Annotated in this window: 9 protein-coding genes and 2 tRNA genes; 8 read left to right on the plus strand and 3 right to left on the minus strand. The window is 47.2% G+C overall.

The window, feature by feature from the left end; genetic code table 11:
- Positions 1-123 precede the first annotated feature (123 nt).
- From JT717_RS06385 to JT717_RS06420, 8 genes are all read left to right on the plus strand, one after another.
- Positions 124-205: transfer RNA gene (locus tag JT717_RS06385), tRNA-Leu, on the plus strand.
- Between the two features lie 198 nt (positions 206-403).
- Complete coding sequence (locus JT717_RS06390; RefSeq protein ID WP_205509369.1) at positions 404-1225, plus strand: universal stress protein; 822 nt, start codon at positions 404-406, stop codon at positions 1223-1225.
- A 78-nt stretch (positions 1226-1303) separates the two neighbouring features.
- Positions 1304-2683 carry a trigger factor gene (gene tig / locus JT717_RS06395; protein WP_205509370.1) on the plus strand — a complete coding sequence of 460 codons (1380 nt, stop codon included), beginning with the start codon at positions 1304-1306 and terminating at the stop codon, positions 2681-2683.
- Between the two features lie 311 nt (positions 2684-2994).
- A complete protein-coding gene (locus JT717_RS06400) occupies positions 2995-8295 on the plus strand; it encodes a S8 family serine peptidase (RefSeq protein ID WP_205509371.1) in 5301 nt (1766 codons plus the stop codon).
- A 242-nt stretch (positions 8296-8537) separates the two neighbouring features.
- On the plus strand, positions 8538-9446 hold the full coding sequence (locus tag JT717_RS06405) for a DMT family transporter (protein WP_240347864.1): 909 nt from the start codon (positions 8538-8540) through the stop codon (positions 9444-9446).
- 177 nt (positions 9447-9623) lie between these two features.
- Positions 9624-12104: a TonB-dependent receptor gene (locus tag JT717_RS06410; RefSeq protein WP_205509372.1), complete on the plus strand. Its 2481-nt coding sequence runs from the start codon at positions 9624-9626 to the stop codon at positions 12102-12104.
- A 301-nt stretch (positions 12105-12405) separates the two neighbouring features.
- Positions 12406-13566, plus strand: coding sequence for a PepSY-associated TM helix domain-containing protein (locus JT717_RS06415; RefSeq protein ID WP_240347865.1), 1161 nt, complete (start codon positions 12406-12408; stop codon positions 13564-13566).
- A 165-nt stretch (positions 13567-13731) separates the two neighbouring features.
- On the plus strand, positions 13732-14247 hold the full coding sequence (locus JT717_RS06420; RefSeq protein WP_205509373.1) for a hypothetical protein: 516 nt from the start codon (positions 13732-13734) through the stop codon (positions 14245-14247).
- A 28-nt stretch (positions 14248-14275) separates the two neighbouring features.
- Here JT717_RS06420 and JT717_RS06425 read toward each other — a convergent pair whose 3' ends face one another.
- The 3 genes from JT717_RS06425 to JT717_RS06435 all read right to left on the minus strand — a co-directional run bounded on the left by JT717_RS06425 (position 14276) and on the right by JT717_RS06435 (position 16712).
- On the minus strand, positions 14276-15358 hold the full coding sequence (locus JT717_RS06425) for a fatty acid desaturase family protein (protein ID WP_205509374.1): 1083 nt from the start codon (positions 15356-15358) through the stop codon (positions 14276-14278).
- A 410-nt stretch (positions 15359-15768) separates the two neighbouring features.
- A tRNA-Ser gene (locus JT717_RS06430) sits at positions 15769-15855 on the minus strand.
- A gap of 83 nt (positions 15856-15938) precedes the next feature.
- A complete protein-coding gene (locus JT717_RS06435; RefSeq protein WP_205509375.1) occupies positions 15939-16712 on the minus strand; it encodes a TatD family hydrolase in 774 nt (257 codons plus the stop codon).
- Positions 16713-16778 lie beyond the last annotated feature (66 nt).

Raw genomic sequence — 16778 nt, forward strand, 5'->3', positions numbered from 1 at the left:
AATCGGCGGGGTAGTTCTTAGGTTAAAGTTTTAAGTTATTCCTTTACGCCTGGCTTCCCGTTATTTTCGGAAGATTGGCGGGCAGGAACCTTGCACTGGGAACTATGAACTTACGAAGAAAAAGCGCATGTGGTGAAATTGGTAGACACGTCAGACTTAGGATCTGATGCCGCGAGGTGTGGGGGTTCGAGTCCCTCCATGCGCACTGAAACACTAAGGTGGGTCATCCTGTAAAGGCGGCTCACCTTTTTGCTTTTGACCCTTTTGCTCCAGGCTGCCGGCTATCAAAAGAAAAAATGCCCTTTTTATAATTTCCCATAAGAACTATTATTTGCCTTCCTGATCTTTATCATCCGTCACATATTCAAACTTGCTAACTTTATACAGCTTTAATTCTACATATATGAACACCATTCTTGTGCCGGTTGACTTTTCTCCTGCCTCCCGCAACGCTGTGGCCTATGCAGCAGAGCTGGCCAAAGTACTCCAAACCAGGCTGCTCCTTTTCCATGCCTACATGCTGCCTACACCGATCAGTGAAGTGCCTTACGCGATGGTAACCGTAGATAACCTGCAAAAAGAGAATGAGGATATGTTAAAAAAGGAAGCCGACTGGCTGTTCAACCAGTATGGACTTGAGGTAGAAAGACTCGTTCGCATCGGTATTGCTTCAGACGAAATAAAGACCATTACCAAAGAACGGCCCATCGGCCTTATCGTAATGGGCATGAAAGGCGCCGGCGGCCTCGACAAGATCATTGGCAGCACCACTACCAATGTGTCGCGCAAAGTTAAAACCCCGGTACTGGTAATTCCACACAATGCCACCTATACCCTCATTAAACACATCACCTACGCCAGCGATTTTTCTTACAAAACCAGTCCCGAACTGTTCAGACCCTTGCTCGAACTGGCCCGGGCCTTCGGGTCCAAAACCCATGTTCTTTTCATAAAACAAACCCATAGCGGCCATTCCGAAATGGAACTGACAGGCAAAAGAACCAATGAGATCATTTTTCAGGGGCTCGACCATGAATACGTCACAATTGAAGAACCTTCTGTAAATCAAGGTATTAGCAAATATTTGCAGCAGCAATCCAGCGAGCTGCTGGTAATGGTGGCCCATAAACATACTTTTCTTGAAAGGGTATTTTCGAAAAACCACACCACGGTCATGGCCTACCAGACCCATATTCCCCTGTTAATTTTACAGGATAAAGATTAACGGAATATACTCTGTTACTGGTTTTGACCGATTTAACTGTTTGCCTTACCTTTGCAACCCAATTTAAAAAAAAGCGCTATGGCAACAGTAACCAGAGAGAATATCGGACTGCTGAATGACAAGATTACCATAAAAGTAGCCGGTGCAGATTATCTGCCGTCATTTGAAAAAGCACTCAAGAATTATAGCAAACAAGCCAATATACCTGGTTTCCGCAAAGGCATGGTACCTACCGGCATGATCAAAAAAATGCACGGTCAGTCAGTATTTGCCGATGAGGTGATCAGAACCGTGGAAAAGGAACTGAGCAACTATATGGTGAATGAAAAGCTGGAGATCTTTGCCCAGCCTTTACCGCTTGCACAGAACGAAGGCCCTAAATTAGACATGAATAACCCCACTGAGTATGTGTTCGATTTTGAAGTAGGGTTGAAACCTTCGTTTACAGTTGCCGACCTGTCGAAAGAAACGATGACCCGCTATAAAGTAACGGTAACCGAAGAAATGATCACTGAAGAAATGAACCGTTTACAGCTGCGTCATGGAAAAATGAGTGACCGCGAGGCCGTTTCTGAAGACGAAAATGTACTGAATGTGACATTTACAGAGACCGATGCCAACGGTAACGAAATTGAAGGCGGTATTAAAAAAGACAACTCTTTCCTGGTTAAATACTTTGCCCCAGATTTTCGGGGTAACCTTACCGGCAAGAAAAAAGACGACGTATTGAACATTCAGTTAAATAAAGCGTTCGACGAAAAAGAAAGAGAGTGGATCCTGGGTGACCTGGGCCTCGACAAACACGACGAAGCTGCTGCCGCCAAATTCTTTAACATGACCATTACCAAAGTGGGCCTGGTAGAGAAAGCTGAACTGAATGAAGAATTCTTCAAAGCTGTATATCCTAAAAAAGACATCAAATCAGAAGCTGATCTCCGCAACGAAATAAAAGAAGAGATCCAGGGCTACTGGGATAAACAAACGAAAAATCATTTACAGCACGAGATCTATCACGTGCTGTTAGACCATACGAAGATCGAATTCCCCGAGTCATTCCTGAAACGCTGGATGCAAACCGGCGGCGAACAACCGAAGAGCCAACAGGAAGTAGAACAGGAATTCCCCACCTTTGCCAATCAGCTGAAATGGACCCTGATCATCGATAAACTGGTGCAGGAAAACAATATCGAAGTAAAAAATGAAGATATTGAAGCTTTTGCCAAGCAACAGTTATTCGGCTATATGGGTATGAGCATGCAGGAAGATGAGCAACCCTGGATCGCCGAATACATCACCCGCATGATGAAAGACCGTAAGTTTGTGGAAGATGCCTACCATCGCATTCAAACCGAGAAAGTGTTTGAGCTGGCAGAAACAAAAGTAAATGCTGTTGAAAAACCGGTAACTGTAGAAGAATTCACGAAAGAAGCTGAAAAACACCAGCACCACCATCATTAGCAGATCGCACACAGCCCATAGCTGTTTCAACATAAAGGACCCGGAATCTGAGGTATCAGGTTCCGGGTTTTATTTTATCCCTATTCCCCGCAAACAGCCCGCTCGATCAATCAACCTTGCTACATAGAACCACATAGCCCGAAAAATGGAAACCCATTAGTTGCTGAGCAAGTGATAACAAACTGATTAAAAGCACCTTATACAATTCAGTTCACAATAATAAACCCTTCTTATTTCCGTTTATATAGCTGATCATTCCGGCTCACATCATTGTATAACCTGAGAACCCTGTCCTGCTAAAAAATCCGTTGATGAAATACCCTTTACTCGTAGCCTTTTCACTTTTCATTACCGTTACAGGCTCTGCCCAGGAGATCATTCGTCCCATTCAATTGAAAAGCGGCACCATCTCCAGGTCTAAGAACCTGCGTAATGAATCGCATCTAACCGATTCCCTGTTCAAATACCGTTTCCGGAACAAATGCTATGTAATGCTTCAGTTCACCAAATTGCCTGATGCTGCAGAGCGCCAGTCCCTGGCCCGGGAAGGGATCTTACTTTACGATTATATTCCCGACAATACATTCCTGGCCGAAGTAACCGACCGGCTTAACCCCGCTTTGCTTAAGAAGAATACGATCGGCGGCGTATATACATTGAATGCAAAAGCCAAAATAGCCTCCTCGCTGAAAAAAGATCTAAGCGCCTCGCTGATGGATCCTGATAAACTGATAGCGGTAAGTTTTTATGGCCATATGGATAAAGCCACGGCCATCGCCGAATTGAAGCAGGCCGGCGCCCAGATCGTTGAAACCAAGATCCAGCCGGCCCACGTGGTTTTTGTAAAAGCGGCAGCCGCTACGGTAGATAAAATTGCAGCACTCCCATTCGTAGCTTACGTGAGCAGCCAGCAGATGAAACCGGTACCACTCAACAATAATAACCGCGCTGCGCACAGTATTGAAATATTAAGCGCTGCATCGGGCCGTAACCTGCATGGCAGCGGCGTTGTGCTGGGAATCGGGGACGATGGCGATGCCAGCACCCATATTGATTTCGCAGGCCGGCTGATCAACCGGAACCCGGGCGCAGCCACCCTGCACGCTACCCTTACAATGGGCTGTATGAGCGGCGCAGGCATTGTGAATCCCAGGTTCAGGGGTGTGGCGCCCAAAGCCACTATGATCGGTCAGAACTTCAGCGATATCCTGGTGAACGCGCCTTATTATGTGACCGATTATGGAATGGTTATTACCAACAACTCATACGCCTACGCGCCAACCGGCTGCCCGGGGCAGGGCGATTATGATGTGCTGAGCCGGTATATAGATAACATGGCCAATAACAACCTCACGCTTTTACACGTCTTTGCAGCCGGTAACGATGGCGGTTATACCTGCTCGCCCTTTCCACAGGCATTTGGAAATATTAAATCCGGTTTCCAAACCGGAAAGAACGTGTTGACGGTAGGTGGCATCAGTAATATAAACTTCAGCAATATTTTCAGCCGCGGCCCGGTTGATGATGGCCGTTTAAAACCTGAAATAGTCGCCGGTGGAGATGCCGTTGGAACTACTGCGCCCAATAACAGTTACACGGTTCAATGGGGAACCAGTTTAGCGGCGCCTGCTGTTGCCGGCTCCATGGGGCTTTTATATGAACGCTACCGCCAGTTGCATGGCGGCGCAAACCCAACGGCCGCCCTGATAAAAGCACTGACCTGCAATGGCGCCGATGACCTGGGTAACCCCGGTCCGGATTTTACCTATGGCTTTGGCAGTCTGAATACACTCAAGGCAGTAGAAGCACTTGAAAACCATACTTACTTTAACGGTACTGCCAACCAGGGCGGTTTCCAAACATTTACAGTAACAGGCGTACCGGCCGGTACGGCGCAGCTAAAGATCCTGTTGTATTGGAATGACCCTGCAGGAACGGCCTATGCAGCATCTTCCCTGGTCAATAACCTCGACCTCACCGTTACTGCACCAGACGCCACCATCCACCGCCCGTTAATTCTGGATCCATCACCCACCAACGTTACCGCTGTAGCGGTGGAAGGTCTCGACAGCCGCAATAATATCGAGCAGGTGGTGATCAATAACCCGCCTGCCGGTGATTTTACGGTCCGGGTCAATGGCACCCATGTACCCCAGGGCCCGCAGGATTATGTAGTAGCGTACCAGGTAACTGCCCCCACCATTACCGTCACCTACCCTGCTGGCGAAGAAACGCTGGTACCCGGCGAAACTGAATATATCAGGTGGAGCGCTTTCGACGGCAGCACAAACAGTTTTACCATTGAATATTCTACCAATAACGGCAGCAGCTGGACGACCATCAGCAACAGTGTAGCGGCCAGTGACCGCTTATATCAATGGACGGTTCCTGCCACAGCCTCCAATGCAGCGCTTATCCGGGTAAGCCGGAACAGCACCGGAACCAGCGACCTAAGCGATCATACCTTCACCATTCTCGGTCAACCAACGGTACAACTCGCCGATACCTGCGCAGGTTATGTGTATATGAACTGGGATGCCATACCCTCCGCAACCAGTTATGATATCATGATGTTAACAGGCAGCGAAATGAGCGTTGTGGCCAATACCAGCAGCACGGGTTATTTGCTGGGCGGTCTGAATAAAGACAGCACCTACTGGCTCGCGGTTCGCCCGCTGATCGGTACTGTCGCCGGCCGCCGTTCAGTTGGTCAAAGTATTACTCCATCGGGTGGCCCCTGTCCATCGCCCGACTTTGATAACGACATTACCACCGATCTGCTCGTAGCACCGGTTAGCGGCCGCGAACATACTTTGTCTCAACTAGGTGCTGTATCACCCCAGATCCGCATTAAAAATCTTGGTGCTATAACCGCTACCGGCACATTCAATATCACCTACCAGGTAAATGGCGGCACACCGGTGACCGAAGCCACTGCACAAAGTATTGCAGCCAACAGTACGTACACGTTTACCTTTGCATCTGCATACAATTTTGCAGCAACCGGCACCTATACCATAAAAGCCTGGGTTGATTTTGCAGGCGATCTTAAAAAGGCAAACGATACCCTGGTAACCGTCGTAAAGCATTTGCAGAACAGCCCCATTACTTTAAGCCCTTCATTTACGGAAGGATTTGAAAGCGCCACAGCCCAAAGTTATTCTACCGGAACCCGTGGTTTTGATGGCCTCGACCGCTGCGACTTCTTCGCAGGAAGCAGCAATGGCCGCGCCCGCACCTTTGTGAATACCGGCATAGCAAGAACGGGCAACCGGGCAGTAACACTCGATCAAAAAGCCAATCTCAATGTGCTGCAGGCAGACAGCCTGATCACGACCTTTAACTTAAGTAATTATAACGCTACGGACCAGTTATGGCTGTCTTTCTATTACCAGAACCAGGGAATTGATTTCACGGCGCCCAACAACCGCGTATGGATCAGGGGTAGTGAAACCGGCGCCTGGATCCCCGTATTTGTGTTGCCTGCGAGCACTGCTGATTTCGGGGTTTACCGCGCCGCTACCCCCGTTAACATAACGGAGACCCTGGCCAATGCCGTACCTGCCCAGGCGGTTAGCAGCAGTTTCCAGGTGAAGTTCGGCGAGCATGGCTACCGGTCTACCAATTCGGTTGTTGTAAATGGCAACGTCGATGACGGTTATACTTTCGATGACATCACTATTACGCTTGCTACAGATGATATGACCATGGTTCAGCTGCAGGCCCCGGCCACCAACAATGTGTGCGCCTTCAGCAGTACGCAACCTGTAACCGTTCAGGTAAAGAATTACAGCACCGGAACACTTACCAATGTACCCGTATCTTACAAGGTTGATAATAACCCCGTGGTCACAGAATTCATCCCATCGATTGCAGGCGGTCAAACACTGAGCTATACGTTTACACAAACGGCCGATCTTTCAGCCTTTAAAGAATACACATTAATTACCTACGTTGACCTGGCTACCGATAACTACCGGGTAAATGATACCCTCACCGCTACCTTCCGCACCAAACCGCTTATTACAAGCTTTCCCTACTATGAAGGTTTTGAGAACGACAATGGCGGCTGGTATACAGGCGGCATCAACAGCAGCTGGCAATGGGGTCAACCCGCCGCTGCGCTCATCAACAGGGCAGCCAACGGCACCAATGCATGGGTGACCAACTTAACAGGCAATCATAACGACAACGAATTGTCTTACCTGTATTCACCTTGTTTTGACCTGAGTGGTTTAGCACAACCTGTGTTGTCATTCAGCCATAAGTATCGAACAGAAGACAATTGCACCTGCGATCTGCATTGGGTTGAATACAGCAACGATGGCGTAAGCTGGAGCAAACTGGGCAGCACCAGCGGCGGTACCAACTGGTATGATAATGTTCCATTCCAGGTTTGGCGATTTTCCAATACCCGCTGGCATGTAGCCAGCCATAATCTGCCAACACCTCCCGGCAGCACAGTACGGTTCAGGATCGTTTTCTACAGCGATCCGGGCGTAACATACGAAGGGGTGGGCATAGATGATATCCATATCTTCGACAAAGCAGCCATTTACAGCGGCCCCAATATCACAAGCGGACTAACGCAGGCGGTTAGTGGTAATAACTGGATCCATTTCAATTCGGGCGGTAACCGCATCGCTTCTATAAACCCCCATGGCCAGGACCTGGGCAATACCGAGGTAAAGGTGTATATCAATACCGCGGCTGTACGCAACGACGGATCACAATATTACCTCGACAGGAACATTGTTATTCAACCTACCAATGCCCCCGGCAGTCCGGTAAGCGTACGTTTTTATTTTTTGAACACCGAGGCCAACAAACTGATCAATGCTACGGGCTGTGGAACCTGCAGCACGATTTCCGATGCCTATGCTGCCGGTGTTACCCAATACAGTGGCCTGCCGGCAGAAGAGAACGGCACCCTGGCCGATAACGCCAGCGCCTTGCCCAGCTTTATTACGCCATCCAATGTAGCCGTCATTCCTTACGACAATGGGTATTATGCCGAATACCAGGTGAACGGCTTCTCGGAGTTCTGGATCAACAGTGGTGGACCGGGACAAAATCAACCGCTGCCCATGATCTTGGGACAATTCACCGTTACAAAAAATAACAAAGCCGCTTTATTACAATGGACCACCCTGCAGGAAAACAATACCAGCCAGTTCATTATTGAAAGAAGCACTGATGGCGTCCATTATGCATCGATCGGTACGGTGGCTGCTGCGGGTAATGCCACCACTGCCATCAAATACCAGTTCATTGATGCAGGAATGGCCAATGGTATCAATTTCTATCGCATTAAAACTGTGGACAAAGATGGGAAGGCGGCATTATCGCCGGTGCGTTCGCTGAATAATGCAGATAATGATCTCACCATCAGCCTGCAGCCTAATCCGGTTACAAACGGCGTGGTTTATATCACGAGTTCGGTAAACAGTACCCGTATTGAATTACGGGATGCAGTGGGCCGCCTGATCAAAACAATGCCAGTGACCGGCACCCAGCATACATTGCCGGTTCATCAGCTTAACAAAGGCCTGTACTTCCTTACCATAATTACCGATAGCGGTTCAAAGATCGAAAAACTCTTTGTTGAATAACAAAGGACCTGTGTTGAGGTGCAAAGCGGATACGAGCAGGATCGTATCCGCTTTTTTTTATTTACTTCCTGCGTTTTGCTTTCAGGTTTTGCGCTAAGCGCCTGTCCGTCTTTGGCGGATTCCGCGTTAAGCGGTTTTTACGTTCCGCGTTTGTGGCTCCCGTTTTCTTTGCGTTAAGCGCCTGCCGCGCCCTTTGGCGGATTCCGCGTTTTCGTACTTTTGCCTTCCAAAAAATCCAAGTTTTGAAGCAGCAAGGAGATCCCGGGATCTGGAAAAGATCGGCAGGCTGGTTATGGTTTTTAACAGGAATAGGTTTTGCCATTCTATGGCCTTCCGCTGCTGTAGCCACTAAATACGGTTTACAACACGCACAACCTTTCGTGATCTGCATTGTTCGTTTTTTTATAGCCGGATTATTAATGCTTTTTCTTGCGCATGGCCTTTTACGCAAGCGCCTTCCGCAAAAGAACGAATGGAAACAACTGGCCATCTATGGCCTTTTGAACATTTCGCTCTATCTCGGCCTCTATGTACTGGCCATGAGAAATGTATCGGCAGGTTTGGGTTCACTGGCCATTGCCACCAACCCGGTGCTCATCAATTTGATGGCCACCCTCTTCTTCGGCCACCGCTTACGGATGGTTACACTGGCAAGCCTCGTATTATGCATGAGCGGCGTATTACTCGCAGCCTGGCCCCTGTTTACAGATAGTTATGCAACACCCGGAGGTATTGGGCTTTTAATGTTTTGCATGATCATTTATTCTGCCGGTGTCATTTACTTCTCAAAACAAAACTGGGGCGATCTGCATATCCTCACCATTAATGGCTGGCAAACATTACTGGGCGGCGTATTCCTGATCCCGGCAGTTATATTCACCTACGACCAAGCAAAAAATGCCTGGGGTTTCAACATGCTCGCGCCCATATTATGGCTCGCCATTCCGGTATCCATTGTGGGCGTTCAGCTTTGGCTTTACCTGCTAAAAGACAATGCAGTGAAAGCTTCCTTCTGGTTATTCCTTTGCCCGGTATTTGGCTTTATGATCGCCGGCTTTATGATGGCCGAACCGATCAGTTTATTTACCATTAGCGGCATGCTATTGACTTTAGCAGGTTTGTACCTGGTGCAGAAATACAAGTCGGAATAACCGCCGGCTTTCGCTGCTAAACGATGAGCAAAGCTATCTGCCTGAAGATCACCGGACTTGAATTTTCCCTTGGGAAATGGGAGCTATTGTTTTCCGCATTGCGTAAATTCTCTTTCCAATCCCGTAAGCCGCGAATGCCTGTTTCGGAGAAATTTGCGCAAATTTATTTGCGCAACAATGAAAATTATTTACCCGCTTGCCCTGTTATTATTGACAGGACTTTATGCGATCGGTCAGCAAGCCACGGTTAAAGGCATCGTGAAAAACGAGAAAGGCGACACCCTTACAGCTGCTTCTGTATTTATCAAAGGAAAAAAGATTGGCACTTACACTTCCGCCACCGGTGAGTATGAATTGGTAAACCTGGCTCCGGGTTCCTATACGATTCAGGTTTCACTGATCGGTTACGAACCCGCTGCCCAAAAGATCAACCTGGCTGCGGGCGAATCCCAAACCATCGATTTCATACTGAAAGAAACTTTATACGAGCTGCAACAGGTGGAGATCACCGGTCGCCGCGAATCAGGCTATAAGAACACAAGCTCTTTTATTGGAACAAAAACAGCGACTCCTCTGAAAGACGTTCCCCAGGCAGTAAGTTATGTTACCAAAGAGCTTATGCAGGACCAGGCGGCTGCCCGTGTAGGGGATGTGGTAAAGAACTTCAGCGGCGTAAACCAGTTTTCCGCCAATAACGACATTACCATGAGGGGTTTCAGGGTGTACGCAGGCAATGGCACCATGCTGGTAAACGGCTTAAGAGCCAATGCTTCCTTTTGGAAACAGCCACCCGCGAACTACCTTGAAAGAGTGGAAGTGATCAAAGGCCCCGTATCAGCGCTTTTTGGCAATGCTTCCCCCGGCGGCACCATTAACCGCGTCACCAAAAAACCACTCGACCAACCCAGAAAATCCATCTCTTTTATCACCGGCAGTTACAATACCTTCCGGGCACTGGCCGATTTTACCGGTCCCATGAACGAAAGTAAAACCCTGTTGTACCGGTTGAATGTGGCGTACGAAAATTCACAATCGTTCCGCGACCTGCAATTCGAGAAGAATATTGTGGTGGCGCCATCCATCAGCTTTTTGCCCAACGATAAGACCCGCCTCAATTTCGACCTGGTGTATAATAAGTCGAACAGCCGGATCGACCGCGGACAATCTGCCTTTGAGAACGATCTGTATTCAACCCCCGTCTCGCTTTCCCTGAATGCAGTGAACGATCACCTGAATGAAGAACAGTACAATATCACTACTTCCTTAACCCATAACTTCACCAGCAACACCAGCTTCAATATCGCCTATATACGCACCAGCTACTCAGAAGACCTTTTTGAGCATAGAAGCAATAATACCTATGCAAAAGACGTAAACGGCAAGCCGGTGAACTTCCTGGTTGAGCGGCAGGTGTTCGACAGGCGATCAAAGGAGTTCAACGACAATATCTCTGCTTACTTCACCCATAACATGTATACCGGTCCGCTCGAACATAAGATCGTAGCTGGCTATGATTATGCGCAAAGCAAATTACCGGTTGGATCAGCACAACTTACCGCCAGCGGTTACCTGAGAAAAGATGGTACTGCCGGTGGTTACAACGGCGATTCTTCGAAGTATGTAACCTACAGGTACACCACAAAAATAGATGGCCGTGACACTACTTTGTACCTGGTGAAACCTAATGTACCCACCTATGACCTTACGAAGAACGAACATAACATGGAAGACGCTTCCAAATATGTATACACACCAACTGCCAATGAGGCCACCACGCCCCGCCTGAACTTTCTGCATGGGGCTTACGTTCAAGACCAGATACAGTTTGGCAGACTGCAATTGTTGCTGGGTTTACGGTATGAATGGTTTATCGATAAGGTAAACTATACCAGATCAAATGAAAAAAGAGTTACCCAAACCGCCTTATTGCCACGCCTTGGCCTCGTGTATGCGATCAATAAAAATATCAACGCTTATGCTTTATACGCACAGGGTTATAATCCGCAGGCCGCCAGCAGCCAGGCAGACACTGCCAAGGGCGGACCGTTCGATCCTTTGCAAAGCAAGATCATTGAAGCCGGTCTCAAATCAGAATGGTTTAACAAGCGTTTATCGGTAACCACTTCTGTTTACCAGATAGAACAAACAAATGCCTTGTATGATTTTCCTACCGCAGCACATCCGCTTGGATTGGCCCAGATAGGGAAAGAAATATCAAAAGGGTTTGAGTTGGAAGTAGTAGGTCAGATCACCGACAACTGGAATGTGGTGTTGAACTATGCGTACAACGAAGCAGAGCTAACCGATGCCGGCAGCCTTGATAAAGACCTGATCGGCCGTCAGAAACCCAATGCACCGCGCAATATGGGTAACTTCTGGACGAAATATACGTTTAAGAACAAGGCGTTAAGGGGGTTAGGCATTGGCGTTGGCGGCAACTATGTAACAGAACGTTACGTATCGCTGAACAGGACCCAAACCTTACCTGGTTATGAATTATTAAATGCGGCTCTGTACTACAGGATCGATAAATTTCAGATCCAGTTCAATATGAACAATATTATGGATAAAACGTATTGGGTAGGTGGTTACGATTTTCTAAGGCTGTTCCCCGGTGCGCCGCGCAACTGGCTGGCCACGGTGGCCTATACGTTTTAACATAAATGTCTTACAGACAGCTTGTTACTTGTAAGCGGGCGCCTTTACCCGAAAATAAGGCAAGTTCTTTACATGAGTGTACATAGTTAGACGTACATAAGGGTTTTATTTATACCCGGCAAACGATCTCTTTATTATTTTGCTGTTTACGGGTTTTAATGGAACTTTTACCTGTCGTTAAATAGCTTTTACCCGGTTGTATATACTGGTAAGTAATACAGCCAGGTGTTAAGGCGCTGATTAGTTTGAAGTCCCGCCGCTCTGGCGGGACTCTTTTTTTATTTATTTACAATAGCTAGCGATGACATTGAAACAGATTTTTGGCAAACTGCATTTATGGCTCGGACTCGCGTCGGGGCTGGTGGTGCTGGTAGTTGCAGGAACGGGTATGCTGCTCGTGTTTGAAGATGAGCTGGATGAATGGGCCAACCATGATTTCTATTTTGTGTCAGTGCCGCCGAAAGCAGAACGCCTGCCTGTAGATAGCCTGTATCATACTGCGCGCGCCTACCATCCCGAGATCAAAGTAACCCGCATTTATATCGAAACCCAGGCGCCCGGGCGCTCCGTGATCTTCATGGCCAAAAAGGATAAAAAGTATACCTGGCACATAGCAGTAAACCCATATACCGGTCAGTTGATAGAAGCCCGGGAATTTAATAAACGCTTTTTTGGCGTTGTGCTGAACCTGCACCGCCACCTGTGCATGAACGAAGTAGGCTTAGCTATCACCGGGGCTTCCTGCCTCATTTTTGTGGTCATGATCATTACGGGTATTGTATTATGGTGGCCCAAACGCTGGCATATGCTAAAGCAACGCTCCCGCATTGCCTGGCGCTCGAAATGGAAACGGTTGAACTGGGACCTGCACGCAGTCGGTGGTTTTTATGTGCACCTGGTTTTGTTGGCCATCGCTTTAACCGGCCTTACCTGGGCGTATGACTGGTTTAATAACGCCATTTATCTGTTGGCCGATGGCAAACCCATGAAAAAGATAGAAGCGCCCGCCAATATTGTCAAGCAACCCATCCGGGCCGGATTTTATGAATCGTTATACCGGCAAACCAATCAACGGCTTCCTTATAAGGGACGTATCAGCATACTATTACCTGCTGTAGACAGCCTGGCGGTAACTGTAAACAAAATGAATCACGAAGTGGCCGAGAACAATGTTACCGATGTGTTGTACTTTGAAAAAGGCACCGGCCGCCTGCTGAAGGAAAAATTATTCAAAAGCTCTTCCACTGGCAATAAGATCCGGCGAATGGTTTATCCTATTCATACCGGAAAACTATACGGTTTACCTACCCAGATCATAGCATTGATTGCCGCCATGGTAGCTTTCAGCTTACCCATTACCGGTTTACTCATTTACCTGGTGGGCAGAAAAAAGAGAAAAGCAAAAGCAGTTAAAAAGCCGTTACGCGTGGTTGTTGAAAATGAAGAAAGCATTGTGGTCTGATGCGAAAGAAAAATGTTTAAGTGCCGCCGGTATAAAGTATGCCCCCGAAGCTGTACAGTTTTGGGGGCATTTTTTTACAGCATTTGCGCTCCGGAACCCCTGAACTGCTCCCTGAGTAAATATTCGTATATTCACCGTTTACAGTTCTAAAAATTATTTTTATAAATGAAGGATGATGACGCAGATGAAATGGTTCTTCTCGAAAAATGTGTGGCGTTCCTGAACGATATTGGTATCGAGACTACGTTCAGAAAGATTGGCAATAAAAGCTTTCTACCCGGTCTTTTGATCAATAAAGGCACCATTATCATTGATCTGGATGCCCTGGAACATCCCGGTGATATTTTGCATGAAGCCGGGCATATTGCGGTAGTACCGGCTATTGACCGGTCAGGGTTGTCGGAAAGAAATATTATCAACAGATCAAACCGCGAAACAGAAGAAATAATGGCCATTGCCTGGTCATATGCCGCCTGTATACACTTACTTATTGATCCATTCTTCGTTTTTCACGAACAGGGTTACCGGGGCGGCCGGGATTACATAACGGACAGCTGTCGCGATAAAAATTATATCGGTCTCTCCATGCTGGAAAGGATCGGCTTAACGGTGAACGAAAAAAATGCGCGGCGTTTGAAGGTACTTTCCTACCCCCATATGATCAAATGGTTACGGGCATAACTATTCGCTGCCTGTTCATTATAGCCGGTTAAGCCATCACCGGTTTCCTGCCCAGCGATCTTATAAACCGGAAATGCGATTGAACAGCCCGGTTGAAGGAAGGGATGCTGTTATAGGGAATATTGAATTCCTCACATTTTGACTGTACGATCTTACTCAATGCCGGATAATGAATGTGGCTGATGCGGGGGAAAAGATGGTGCTCCACCTGGTAGTTCAGGCCACCGGCAAACCAGGAGATCAATTTATTATTGGGTGAAAAGTTGGAGGTCGTCTTTAATTGATGAATAGCCCATTCATTTTCAATAATGGTAGTTTCCTGTAAAGGCGCATACACAAATTCGGTTTCTTCTACCACATGCGCCAATTGAAACACAATAGCAAGTGTAAAACCAAGTCCTGCATGCAGGCTTACAAAAAACACCAGCCACTGTTGCCATCCGGTAAGTATTATGGGCAATGCGATGTAAAAAAACAGATACAAAAGTTTACTGATCCAGAAAACAAGATGATCGCCGGCTTTCATTTTCTGCAGTTCCGTATTATGCACTTTCCGTTTAAAATACTTTTCAAAATCCTGGAATAATATCCAGATCATTGAGCTGATCGCATACAGAACGGGCGTATATAAATGCTGAAGCCGGTGCATGGGCACCCATTGCTGCGAACTGCACATTCTTATGAATGGCGTTTTGGCGATATCATCGTCTATTCCGTCTACATTTGTATACGTGTGATGTATAATGTTGTGTTTATGCCGCCAGATAAAGCTATTGCCGCCTAAGGCATTTATTGTCAACCCAAGGGTATTATTAACCCATTTCCTGGAAGAATAGCTTCCGTGATTGGCATCATGCATAACATTGAAACCTATACAGGCCGCTAAAAATCCTGCTATAATACCTACAAAAATGGTAAGTACTACGGGCATCGTAAAAGAAATTGCTACCAGGTATAAAGCGCTTATTGCAACGATCAGGATGATCGATTTATAATACAATCTCCACGAACCTGTTTTTCTGAGATCATTTTCACTGAAATATTTGTCAATGGCCATTTTCAAAGACGGGAAGAATACGGCGTTTTTATTATTGAAGACGGCTTTCGACATTTTAATTATTTGATGTAAAACGGTTAAAGGTATCTTTTATTTCCAAGGGTATATCAGTATAAATAGTTAAACCGGGCAATGCTGTAAAATAAAAGATCGCGCCAGGAGCGGGATCTCACTTTGTATTATCGAATTATATAGCTATTCAGTGGGGATGCCAAACAAAATAAATGCGACGTTTACGCGCCTTTCTTTTTTATTTCTGCGCATTTGCCCGGGCGAGCCCGGCAAACCTGGGGATTGCCTCCGCTCCGCTCCGGCGATCCCTGGGTGGGGAATGTCAAATACAAAATAGCGCGGCGCTTGCGCGCTTTTCTTTTTTATTTCTGTGCATTTGCCCGGGCGAGCCCGGCAAACGCTCCGAAATAAAAAACCCCTCGGCGATGCCGAGGGGCGCTATTTTGTATTTGCAGAGAGGAAGGGATTCGAACCCTCGATACGTTTTACCGTATAGCCGCTTTCCAGGCGACCCCCTTCAACCACTCGGGCACCTCTCTTTATTTCCTTCCTAAAGCAGACTAACTCGTTTAACCGAATACCTCCGCTTTTAAAAGGGCAGCAAATTTACATCTTCAAACCATTAGTCCCCGAAAATTTTTTTCGCATTGGCGCTTGTGATCGCAGCTGCTTCTGCTACCCCTATTTCTTTCACCTCCGCTACCTTCTCCACAATATATTTTAAATAACTGCTCTCATTTCTTTTTCCCCTGAAAGGGACCGGCGTAAGGTATGGCGCATCCGTTTCCAGCACGATCCGGTCCATACTAACCGCTTTTAACACTTCGCGTAAATGGGTATTTTTATACGTTATCACGCCCCCGATCCCCAGATAAAATCCCAGGTCTATGATCTGTTGCGCCTCCTCCAGCGTTCCGGTAAAACAATGAAAAATGCCCCGCAACTGCCCTTTTTGATGCTCTGCAACGATCCTGATGCTGTCGGCCATCGACTCCCGCGAATGGATCACGATCGGCAACTGATAGTGTAAAGCCCATTCGATCTGCTGGTGAAAGGCTTTTTGCTGCGCCTCCACAAATGTCTTATCCCAGTAATAATCCAGCCCGATCTCCCCTACTGCCTTGAACGGCCGCCTGGCCAGCCATTCACCTACCAGGGCCAGCTCCTGCTCAACATCTTCTTTTACAGAACAGGGATGTAACCCCATCATCGCGAAACATTTACCGGGAAAATCCAGCTCCAGCTGCAGCATGTCGTTTATCACTTCACTATCAATTGCAGGCAGGTAAAAGCGCCGAACACCTTCATTCTCAGCCCGCTCAATAACCGCCCTGATGTCCTGCGCAAAATCCTTCCCGTATAAATGACAGTGAGTATCAATTAATTGAATATCCATATCGGCCGCAAAATTCCCAAAAAAATTATGAATCTTTTAAACTATTTACACAGGCCATCGTCATAA

The organism is Longitalea arenae (genome assembly GCF_016924755.1).
Lineage (GTDB): Bacteria > Bacteroidota > Bacteroidia > Chitinophagales > Chitinophagaceae > Niastella > Niastella arenae.

Bases quoted from the DNA above. Each gene is read 5' to 3' on its own strand.
- JT717_RS06390 (WP_205509369.1), top strand. From the start codon at position 404: ATGAACACCATTCTTGTGCCGGTTGACTTTTCTCCTGCCTCCCGCAAC.
- tig (WP_205509370.1), top strand. From the start codon at position 1,304: ATGGCAACAGTAACCAGAGAGAATATCGGACTGCTGAATGACAAGATT.
- JT717_RS06400 (WP_205509371.1), top strand. From the start codon at position 2,995: ATGAAATACCCTTTACTCGTAGCCTTTTCACTTTTCATTACCGTTACA.
- JT717_RS06410 (WP_205509372.1), top strand. From the start codon at position 9,624: ATGAAAATTATTTACCCGCTTGCCCTGTTATTATTGACAGGACTTTAT.
- JT717_RS06415 (WP_240347865.1), top strand. From the start codon at position 12,406: ATGACATTGAAACAGATTTTTGGCAAACTGCATTTATGGCTCGGACTC.
- JT717_RS06420 (WP_205509373.1), top strand. From the start codon at position 13,732: ATGAAGGATGATGACGCAGATGAAATGGTTCTTCTCGAAAAATGTGTG.
- JT717_RS06425 (WP_205509374.1), bottom strand. From the start codon at position 15,358: ATGTCGAAAGCCGTCTTCAATAATAAAAACGCCGTATTCTTCCCGTCT.
- JT717_RS06435 (WP_205509375.1), bottom strand. From the start codon at position 16,712: ATGGATATTCAATTAATTGATACTCACTGTCATTTATACGGGAAGGAT.